The 9338-nt window shown below is 28.1% G+C and carries 13 protein-coding genes; 12 read left to right on the top strand and 1 reads right to left on the bottom strand.

Annotated features, from left to right (window positions below; translation table 11 throughout):
* Positions 1-218: 218 nt before the first annotated feature.
* Positions 219-392, bottom strand: a complete 174-nt coding sequence (locus tag AB8B23_RS11975; protein ID WP_369712915.1) for a hypothetical protein — start codon at positions 390-392, stop codon at positions 219-221.
* Between the two features lie 285 nt (positions 393-677).
* Between AB8B23_RS11975 and rpmH the strand changes: the two genes are divergently transcribed.
* The 12 genes from rpmH (at position 678) to AB8B23_RS11915 (ending at position 9326) form a co-directional block, all read left to right on the top strand.
* On the top strand, positions 678-815 hold the full coding sequence (rpmH, locus tag AB8B23_RS11970; RefSeq protein ID WP_006805377.1) for a 50S ribosomal protein L34: 138 nt from the start codon (positions 678-680) through the stop codon (positions 813-815).
* Between the two features lie 137 nt (positions 816-952).
* Positions 953-1279 carry a ribonuclease P protein component gene (rnpA, locus tag AB8B23_RS11965; RefSeq protein ID WP_147006417.1) on the top strand — a complete coding sequence of 109 codons (327 nt, stop codon included), beginning with the start codon at positions 953-955 and terminating at the stop codon, positions 1277-1279.
* Positions 1279-1488, top strand: coding sequence for a membrane protein insertion efficiency factor YidD (gene yidD / locus AB8B23_RS11960; protein ID WP_369713943.1), 210 nt, complete (start codon positions 1279-1281; stop codon positions 1486-1488). The genes rnpA and yidD overlap by 1 nt, the downstream gene beginning before the upstream one ends.
* A 20-nt stretch (positions 1489-1508) precedes the next feature.
* A complete protein-coding gene (locus AB8B23_RS11955; protein WP_369712914.1) occupies positions 1509-2195 on the top strand; it encodes a YidC/Oxa1 family membrane protein insertase in 687 nt (228 codons plus the stop codon).
* Positions 2161-2979: a protein jag gene (locus tag AB8B23_RS11950; protein ID WP_369712913.1), complete on the top strand. Its 819-nt coding sequence runs from the start codon at positions 2161-2163 to the stop codon at positions 2977-2979. Before AB8B23_RS11955 ends, AB8B23_RS11950 begins: the two co-directional genes overlap by 35 nt.
* Before the next feature lie 68 nt (positions 2980-3047).
* Positions 3048-4415 carry a tRNA uridine-5-carboxymethylaminomethyl(34) synthesis GTPase MnmE gene (gene mnmE / locus AB8B23_RS11945; protein ID WP_369712911.1) on the top strand — a complete coding sequence of 456 codons (1368 nt, stop codon included), beginning with the start codon at positions 3048-3050 and terminating at the stop codon, positions 4413-4415.
* Positions 4416-5088: 673 nt separating this feature from the next.
* Positions 5089-5541: a YfcE family phosphodiesterase gene (locus AB8B23_RS11940; protein ID WP_369712910.1), complete on the top strand. Its 453-nt coding sequence runs from the start codon at positions 5089-5091 to the stop codon at positions 5539-5541.
* Positions 5542-5839: 298 nt separating this feature from the next.
* On the top strand, positions 5840-6358 hold the full coding sequence (locus AB8B23_RS11935; protein ID WP_369712909.1) for a PTS system mannose/fructose/sorbose family transporter subunit IID: 519 nt from the start codon (positions 5840-5842) through the stop codon (positions 6356-6358).
* A 1-nt stretch (position 6359) separates the two neighbouring features.
* Positions 6360-6749, top strand: a complete 390-nt coding sequence (locus AB8B23_RS11930) for a hypothetical protein (RefSeq protein ID WP_021743407.1) — start codon at positions 6360-6362, stop codon at positions 6747-6749.
* Positions 6750-6935: 186 nt separating this feature from the next.
* Positions 6936-7955, top strand: a complete 1020-nt coding sequence (gene pheS / locus AB8B23_RS11925; RefSeq protein ID WP_071124211.1) for a phenylalanine--tRNA ligase subunit alpha — start codon at positions 6936-6938, stop codon at positions 7953-7955.
* Between the two features lie 30 nt (positions 7956-7985).
* Complete coding sequence (locus tag AB8B23_RS11920; protein WP_369712908.1) at positions 7986-8468, top strand: GNAT family N-acetyltransferase; 483 nt, start codon at positions 7986-7988, stop codon at positions 8466-8468.
* A gap of 9 nt (positions 8469-8477) precedes the next feature.
* On the top strand, positions 8478-9326 hold the full coding sequence (locus AB8B23_RS11915; RefSeq protein ID WP_369712907.1) for a hypothetical protein: 849 nt from the start codon (positions 8478-8480) through the stop codon (positions 9324-9326).
* The last annotated feature ends 12 nt before the right edge of the window (positions 9327-9338 follow it).

Here is a 9338-nt window from a genome sequence, read left to right as displayed (position 1 = left end):
TTATTTTTTCTCTCCTTTTTTAACAGTATTCCTATAAATAAAAATTTTAAATTTCACAATAATTCCAGCCTTTCTATTTGCCTTAACTATAACATATATAAAATAAATAATCAAGATTTTCCACAAAAGTTTTCCACATGCTTTTCCACAAGAAAAAATATTAATTTTTTCAGTATTTACAATGCTTTATAACTTTTGTACAATTTTTTCCACAATAATTATATATAGTGATTTCTATTGCATTCCCACATATTATACACATAGTTTTCATTTTCCCACATAAGCTGTTGACAATCATGTGCGAAACTTTGTTGATAATATTTCTCCACAAAAATCAAATTTTTTTCCACAGGATATTCTCTTGCAACCGGTCTATTTATATATGTTTCCACATTTCCACAGTGCATAATAATAATATATTTAATAATATATATAATATTAAATATTATAGAGGTGTGGATAAAAATAATTAACAAAAACTCTAAAAATCTTTTAATAAGCTAAACTTTAGTATAAAATTTACAAGTATCTTTTTTTGTTAGCTTTACAGTTAGATATTAAGAGAGTTTTATCATACTTTATGAAACGAAGCATTAAACTTGACTTTTTTTTGAATATTGTATATAATGTCTATAAAAGACAATAATTTTTTTAAAATATAATAGAAAGGAAAAAGGATGACTAAAAGAACATATCAACCAAATAAAAGAAAAAGAAAAAAAGATCATGGATTTAGAAAAAGAATGCAAAATAAAAGCGGAAGAAATGTTTTAAAAAGAAGAAGAGCTAAAGGAAGAGCTAAATTATCAGCATAACCCGGTGTTAAATTCAACACTGGGTTTTTAAAAGCATTAATATCTAAACTAGAGAGCTTTTTAAAAGAAAAACGCTCTAAATTTTTTTAGACGTAAATTTATAAGCTCTCACTTATTTTAAATCAAAGAAGAGAAATATGTCTATTAATAAAATTAAGAAAACAAAAGATTTTTCATTAATATATAACAGATCAAAAAAGATGCATACAAAGTATGCTATTATTTTTATAAATGAAAATAAGAATAACGACCAGCGATTTGGCTTTGTAGCCAGCAAAAAAACTGGAAATGCAGTTCAACGAAATAGAATCAAAAGAATTTTTAAAGAATTTGTAAAAATACATAAGGATAAATTTAGAAAAAATACTGATTATGTATTTGTAGGCAAATCTATTTTGAAAGATAATTTAAAAAATTTAAAGTATGGGGATATCGAAAAGGATATTATCAAGGTGGTAAAATGATGAAAAAAATATTGCTATATTTGTTAAAATTTTATCAAAAGGGCATTTCACCATATTTTGGAAGAAGATGCAGATTTTATCCAACTTGCTCAGAATATTCACGACAGGCAATTACAAAATATGGAGCATTAAAAGGTAGTTATCTGACAATAAGAAGATTATTAAAATGTCATCCTTTTCACAAGGGTGGCTATGATCCGTTAAAATAAAAAAGTGGAGGAAATAATATATGTTTAAAATACAGGCACTTGTTGATTTTGTCGTACATGTTTTAAATGCGATATATGGTGTTGTGGGAAATTACGGTATAGCAATAATAATTGTTACAATTTTAATGAGAATAATTGTATTTCCATTAACATTAAAACAGGAAAAGTCAATGAAAAAAATGAGGGAGCTACAGCCTGAACTTGAAAAAATAAAAGAAAAATACAAAGATGATCCAAAGGAATACCAGCAAAAAACAGCAGAACTATATAGAGAAAGTGGAGTAAATCCCCTAGGAGGATGTCTGCCACTATTAATTCAAATGCCAATATTTGTAGCATTATATTGGGCTTTTAGCGGAAATGCAATTCCAGCAGACGCAAAATTCTTATGGTTTATATTAAAACAACCTGACAGATTATTTATGATAGGAAAATTTGCATTTAATTTATTACCAATCTTAAACGTAGGAGTGACGTATATTCAGCAGAAAATAATGACGAGCGCAACTAGTGGACAGGAAAGCAATCAGCAGATGCAGACAATGCTTTATATGATGCCTCTTATGATGCTGTTCATATTTTATAATATGCCGTCAGGGGTAACCTTGTATTACTTAGTTTCGGGAGCTTTGTCATTAGTTCAGCAGTATTTCATTTTGAAAGGAAGAAGTGATGATGGAAAAGATAATATTAAAGGCGCAAAATGAGGAAGAACTTAAAAATATGGTAAGCCGTTCATTGACTTTAAAAGAAGATGAAACTTATCAGGTAAAAGTTTTGAAACATCCTAAAAAAATATTGTTTATCAATATAAAAGGTGAATATGAAATCGAAATTGTTAAAAAATCGGATTTGAAATCGAGTGATGTAAAAACAGAAAAACCAAGAATACAAAATGAAGAGAAAATTTTCAAAAAAGAAAAAAAAGATGTAAGAAATCCAAATAATTATGATTCTAAAAAAAATAACATTAGAAAAAACTATAGAAATGAAAGCCCTGAAAATGAAGAAAAAGTTATTCAAAATAGTCAGGATGATACAAATATAGATAAAATCAGAGGATTTTTCAAGGAATTTATAGTAAATGCAAAATTAGATATAAAGATTATAAATGTAAAAAAAGAAAATAATGGTAAATATCTAGTTATTCTTGATGGAAAAGATATGAGATTTTTAATTGGTGAAAAAGGAAGTGCCTTAAATAACTTAGAATATTTAATCAGTACAACTAAAAAATTTAAAAATCTGAAAATTTCTATAGATTCTAACAATTATAAAGAAAAACGTGAAAAATCATTAAGAGATTTGGCGAGAAAGAAAGGTAAGGCAGTTTTAGCAACTGGAAATGCTGTAAAACTAAACCCAATGGCTGCACGTGAACGTAAAATTATTCATGAAGAAATTTCATTTATGGAAGGGCTAAAAACTGAGAGTCTTGGGGAAGAGCCAAAAAGATATTTAGTTATTAGAAAACTTGATGAAAAAAATTAAACTATTGTGTTTAAAATTATAGGTAAAAAATAAAATTGAAAAATGATTTTAGAAAATAGAGGGATAAAATGTTGTTTGATACAATTGCGGCGATTTCCACTCCAAAAGGTGAAGGCGGGATTGCCATAATAAGAATATCCGGCGATAAATCATTTGAAATACTGGACAAAATATTTATTAAAAAAAACCCAAATGCTGATTTGGGTTTTTATAAATTAAATTATGGATTTATCAAGGATGGAGAAAAAATAGTAGATGAAGTAATGGCTGTAAGGCTAAAAGCTCCAAAAAGCTATACTTGTGAAGATATTGTGGAAATAAATTGCCACGGTGGAACACTTGTTTCGGAAAAAGTGCTTGAACTTGTGTTAAGAAATGGAGCAAGACATGCTGAAAGTGGTGAATTTACAAAGCGAGCATTTATGAATGGACGTATAGACTTGTCACAGGCTGAGGCGGTTATGGATATTATTCAGGGAAAAACAGAAAAGAGCGTATCACTGTCGCTTGATCAGTTAAGAGGGGACTTGCGTGATAAAGTTAATGAATTTAAAAAGGCTTTGCTAGATATTACAGCACATGTGAATGTGGTGCTGGATTATCCTGAAGAAGGGATTGACGATCCGTTGCCGGTAGAACTTAGAGATAATCTCGAAAGAGTATATGAAGAAGCAAATCGGTTAATTGACTCGTATGACACAGGGAAAAAAATAAAAGAGGGAATAAAGACAGTTATTGTGGGAAAACCAAATGTTGGGAAATCGACATTGCTAAATGCTCTGCTTCATGAAGAGCGTGCCATTGTAACGCATATTGCTGGGACTACGAGAGATGTTATTGAGGAAATAATCAATATAAAAGGAATTCCCTTGGTTCTGGTTGATACAGCAGGAATTAGAAAAACTGATGACATTGTGGAAAATATTGGTGTAGAAAAGTCTAAGCAGTTTATTGAAAAGGCTGATCTGGTGCTTCTTGTACTGGATGCTTCAAAGGAGCTGGAAAATGAGGATATAGAAGTTATAAATCAGATAAAAGAAAATAAAAAGAAAGTTATAGTATTATTGAATAAGATTGATTTAAATAAAAAAATTAATCTTGAAGGATATAACTTGGAAAATATTGTTGAAATCTCAGCAAAGGACAATATTGGAATTGAAGATATGCAAGAAAAAATCTATTCATACATTGTGGAAGAAGATGTGGAAAACTCATCAGAAAAACTAATAATTACAAATATTCGTCACAAAACTGCACTTGAGAAAACAAAAGATGCAATAAGAAATGTTTTTGAAACAATAGATATGGGACTTCCTATGGACTTAATTTCTGTGGATTTGAAAGAAGCTCTAGATTCACTTTCAGAGATTACTGGAGAAATATCGTCTGAGGATATTTTAGATCATGTGTTTGGAAATTTTTGTGTTGGAAAATAGGATTAAAAATTTTTTAGTTAGAATATTTTACAAAGATTATTTTAAGATTTGAAAAAAATCTGCTTAAAATAGAATATTAAAGTTTCAAAATTAAATCCAAGATTTACAATAGTTATGCTCAAACCTCAGTACTATTTAATTTTATTAATGTAATGAGTAATTTGGATACATTTAATTTTTTTTAAGAATTTTTTTCTTTATAATAGTTTCATTTTTAGAATTATATAACTAATGATTTAAGATTATTATAAAAATTTAGATATTTTTATTTTTTAGAGAAAGATATTATAAATAAATAAAAAATTATAGGAGATTATAATATAAAAATTTTTATTTTAAAATTTAAAAAATGTGTAAAAATAAAGAGAATTATAATAAAAATAATAACATTTATAAATTTTTTTAGATTATAATAAATAATACTTATTCTATTTTAAATTTTAGTTTCTTTTATATGACATAGAAAATTAGTATTAAATTAAAAAATATGTTATAATAATCTGAATTTTAAAATTAAATTTGAAATGTAATTTTTGAAGTTACAACGGAGTAAAAACAAAATTATATAGGGAAAGATTATTTAAAAGCTTTGTAAATAGATATTTTACAAATTTAAGCATAATAAATATTTTCTGAAATGGAAAATAAAAGAGGAATAGAGAGAGGAGATTTAATGAAGGTATTGATTTGTTCTGACAGCCACGGAAGGCTTGATTATTTTCAGCAAGTAATGGATCTGGAGAAGCCAGAAATTGTAATTTTTGCAGGAGATCATAGTACAGACGCAATTGATATGTCGTTAGTCTATAGAGATATACTTTTTGCTATCGTAAAAGGAAATACTGATATGGATGACTATGAATCTAGAGAAACTAAAATATTTGATTTAATGGGGAAAAAGGTATTATTAACACACGGACATCTATTTAATGTAAAAACTACGCTTGAAGATCTGGAAAAGAAGGTACATCTAGAAAAAGCTGAAATTTGTGTTTTTGGACACACACACAGAGAATTTATGGTAGAAAAAAATGGAGTAATATTTGTAAATCCAGGAGCATTGCAGGATAAAAAATATATGATTTATTATGGTGGTAAAAAGTTTGAACAAAAAATATTAAAATAATTTGAGCCATCGCTGGCTGTAGTTGGAATATAAGGAAGACATAATTATTGAGTAAAATTAAAATTATGTCTTTTTTATTTAATGCAATTTGCTAAAATTCTATTAAAATCATTTAAAAATAAATATTTTAAAAAATAGTATAAATATTGTTATGATGTTTTAAATATCGCATTTTACAATACTTTAAAATAATTTTTATTTTTTATAGATTTAGAATTAACTAAATTAAAACAAAAAAACTAAGGCAAATGGTGTAGATATTGACGACGCAACTATAAGTGGGATAAAAGTAGGACTTATGGGACCACTTGCTGGAGTAGGAGATCCTATTTTTTGGGGTACAATACGTATAGTATTAGCGGCTCTTGGAGCTTCTTTTGCAATGAATAATGGAAATTTAGCAGGACCAATAATGTTTTTCTTGGGAATAAATATAGCGAGATTTTTAACAAGATGGTATGGACTAAAATATGGATATGAAAAAGGGACAGAAATCGTTGGAGATATGGAAGGTGGAGTTCTTCAAAAATTAACTCAAGGAGCTTCTATATTGGGACTTTTCGTAATGGGATCATTAGTTTCAAAATGGACTTCAATAAACGTTCCATTAGTGCTATCTAAATATACTAATCAGGCAGGAGAAGAAGTTGTAATTACAGTTCAAAGTATATTAAATGATTTATTACCTGGGTTATTACCATTATTACTTACATTTGGATGTATGCACTTGTTAAAGAAAAAAGTAAATCCTATTTGGATAATTTTTGGGTTCTTTATAATAGGAATAGTAGGATTCTGGTTAGGAATTTTGAAATAATATGTTTAAAAAAATGATTGAAAAAGTGGAAAAATATGTGAAAGTTCCACCAAAAGAAGGGTATATAAAAAATAGTTCTATTTTAGTTACAGCACTTATGGTTATTGGAATGATTTTATATCCGCTTACTAAAGGATATGGGACAATAATAGCCTTAGTAGCGGCATTAATTGTTATGGTTGGGCAAAAACTATTAATAAAACAGGCTAAAAATGATTTTAAGGATATGTATTATGCCAAGGAAATGTACTTAAAAACTAAAAATACAGAATATCTGGATTTTATTATGGCACGTTCAAAACAGATGATTAACGACGTGAAAGTTTTGTCTGATAGAGCAAAAAGAGAAATAGCTGAACTTCAGCAGTTTGCTGAAAAATATAAGAAATAATTTTGTAATTATTTTGGCAATACAAGTTATAATTCAAAATATTTAAGAGAATACCTTATTGTGGGTATTCTTTTTTTGAATTAGAAATAGAAAATTTAAACTTTTTAATATATTTAAAGTATGATATAATAAAAACATAAATTTTTATGGTAAAAATAAAGAAAAGTGAAGCAAACAGGAGGAAAAATGTTAGACAAATTGGCACACTTGAAAGAAGAAGTGTTAGCAAAACTTAAAGAGGTGGAAAATCTTGAGGAGCTGAATGACCTGAGAGTTAAGATATTGGGGAAAAAAGGGGAATTTACAGCTATTATGAAGGGAATGGCTGATATTGCGGCTGAAAAGCGGGCTGAATTTGGAAAAGTTACGAATGAAATAAAAAATGTACTGCAAAATAGATTTGAAGAAGTAAATACTGACTTAAAGGAAATTGCAAAACAGCAAAGACTGAAAAACGAAACTATAGATGTGACTTTGCCAGGGAGAAAGGCTAACGTGGGTTCGCTTCATCCGCTTACAAAGACAGTTATGGAAATAAAGGACATTGTTTCCACAATGGGATTTGACATTGTGGACGGACCAGAAGTGGAATATGTAAAATACAATTTTGACGCATTAAACATTCCAAAAACACATCCTTCACGTGAAATTTCAGATACATTTTACATCGAAGAAGAAAATGTTGTGCTAAGAACACAGACTTCTGGTATGCAAATTAGATATATGGAAGACAGAAAACCACCATTTAGAATGATTTCGATTGGGAAAGTTTACCGTCCAGATTACGATGTGTCACATACGCCAATGTTTCATCAGATGGAAGGGCTTATGGTTGGAGAAGACGTTTCTTTTGCTAATTTTAAAGCGATTTTGGAAAATATCGTGAAAAAAATATTTGGAGAAGACAGAAAAGTAAGGTTCCGTCCGCACTTTTTTCCATTTACAGAGCCATCAGCTGAAATGGATGTAGAATGTGGAGTTTGTAAAGGAGCTGGATGTAGAGTTTGTAAAGGGACTGGGTGGCTTGAAATTTTAGGAAGCGGAATGGTAAATCCGAAAGTTCTGGAAGGTGTTGGAATTGATCCGAAAAAATATCAAGGTTTTGCATTTGGGCTAGGGCTTGAGAGAATTACAATGCTTAAATATGGAATTGATGATTTGAGGGCATTTTTTGAAAATGATGAGAGATTTTTGAATCAATTTTAGGATCTAATTAGTGTAATTCAGGAGAAAAATATGAAAATACGCAGATTTGAAGAAAAAGACGCTAAAAAAGTATCTGAATTAATTGTAGAAACATTGCGGAAAACAAATATAAAAGATTATTCTGCTGATACAATAGAAAATTATGTAAATAATTTCCAGCCTGAAAATGTTCTTAAAAGAGCCTCGTGGACACATTTTTATGTTGCCGAAGAAAAGGGCAATATTATTGGATGTGGAGCAATTGCACCATATTGGGATAAAGTTGATGAAAGTTCTTTATTTACTATTTTTATCTCGCCTGAACATCAGGGAAAGGGAATAGGACAAAAAATTATTGAAACATTGGAAAAAGATGAATATTTTTTAAGAGCCAAAAGAATCGAGGTACCTGCGTCCATTACAGCTGTCCCGTTTTATAAGAAAATGGGATATAGTTGCAAAAATGGAATAAACAAAGCAGATGATGAAGGAATTGTAAGAATGGAAAAATTTAGAAAAGATAAAGAGAGATAATTTTTGAAAATGAAAGAAAAAATATTAGGCAAAACAGTTGGAAAAGCTGGAATTTCACAAGTTTTAACTATAAAAAGCACATTTATTATGGCAATTTGCATTGTTTTGGGATTTTTCCTTGTAATTTCGTCGCTTGTGAACTGGGGAAAAAATTATTTTGAGTTTTTATTCTGGATTGGAATATTCATTATATCACTTGCACCAATTCAGTTTTTATGGCTGAAAATGGAAGAAAGTTCGGTTGGGAAATATATTTTTTATGAAAATGGCTTTGAAGATGCCTTGAAAAAGAAACAAATATTTTTTGAAGATGTGAAAAATTATTTCTATTTAAATTTAAAAAATGGTTCTGATAATGTTGAATTTCTCGTTATTGAAACGGAAAATAAAGAAAATTTAATAAAAAATCATTTAGAAAAAATTACAATAAATTTGAAATTAAACAGGATGGCTTCAAAATTGTTTGTAAAAAATTATGTTGAATTTGTTTTGAAAAATGAATTTGATAAAAAAGTTAAAAATCAAGGTGATTTTGAATTTAAGTTTGGAATTATTGAAGAAATTGATTCTGCGAAAGATAAGATTTTTAGTTTGAATATGGATAAAAATTTGGAAAAAGTCAAAATTTCTGAATATATTTTTTTAGATAAAAATGGAATTAGAGTGGAAAATCAAAAAGGTAAGATTTTGGAAAATTATTTTTGGAAGGAAATTGGAAAAATTACGGTTTTAGAAAATAAGAATAATAAAAATATACAAATTGTGAAGAAAACTGGAGAAATTGTTTTTTCAAAAAATATGAAATATATAGAAAAACCTGAATTATTTATAAAAATAGCAAAAAATATTTTTATTTAATTTTATAGTATG

The sequence above is a fragment of the Leptotrichia sp. HSP-342 genome, from assembly GCF_041199995.1.
In the GTDB taxonomy this organism is placed as follows: domain Bacteria; phylum Fusobacteriota; class Fusobacteriia; order Fusobacteriales; family Leptotrichiaceae; genus Leptotrichia; species Leptotrichia mesophila.
Note: the sequence above shows the minus strand (reverse complement) of the source record. Positions and strands in the feature narration are given on the sequence as shown.

Bases quoted from the DNA above. Each gene is read 5' to 3' on its own strand.
- rpmH (WP_006805377.1), top strand. From the start codon at position 678: ATGACTAAAAGAACATATCAACCAAATAAAAGAAAAAGAAAAAAAGAT.
- rnpA (WP_147006417.1), top strand. From the start codon at position 953: ATGTCTATTAATAAAATTAAGAAAACAAAAGATTTTTCATTAATATAT.
- AB8B23_RS11950 (WP_369712913.1), top strand. From the start codon at position 2,161: ATGATGGAAAAGATAATATTAAAGGCGCAAAATGAGGAAGAACTTAAA.
- AB8B23_RS11920 (WP_369712908.1), top strand. From the start codon at position 7,986: ATGAAAATACGCAGATTTGAAGAAAAAGACGCTAAAAAAGTATCTGAA.
- mnmE (WP_369712911.1), top strand. From the start codon at position 3,048: ATGTTGTTTGATACAATTGCGGCGATTTCCACTCCAAAAGGTGAAGGC.
- AB8B23_RS11935 (WP_369712909.1), top strand. From the start codon at position 5,840: ATGGGACCACTTGCTGGAGTAGGAGATCCTATTTTTTGGGGTACAATA.
- yidD (WP_369713943.1), top strand. From the start codon at position 1,279: ATGAAAAAAATATTGCTATATTTGTTAAAATTTTATCAAAAGGGCATT.
- AB8B23_RS11955 (WP_369712914.1), top strand. From the start codon at position 1,509: ATGTTTAAAATACAGGCACTTGTTGATTTTGTCGTACATGTTTTAAAT.
- AB8B23_RS11940 (WP_369712910.1), top strand. From the start codon at position 5,089: ATGAAGGTATTGATTTGTTCTGACAGCCACGGAAGGCTTGATTATTTT.
- AB8B23_RS11915 (WP_369712907.1), top strand. From the start codon at position 8,478: ATGAAAGAAAAAATATTAGGCAAAACAGTTGGAAAAGCTGGAATTTCA.
- pheS (WP_071124211.1), top strand. From the start codon at position 6,936: ATGTTAGACAAATTGGCACACTTGAAAGAAGAAGTGTTAGCAAAACTT.
- AB8B23_RS11930 (WP_021743407.1), top strand. From the start codon at position 6,360: ATGTTTAAAAAAATGATTGAAAAAGTGGAAAAATATGTGAAAGTTCCA.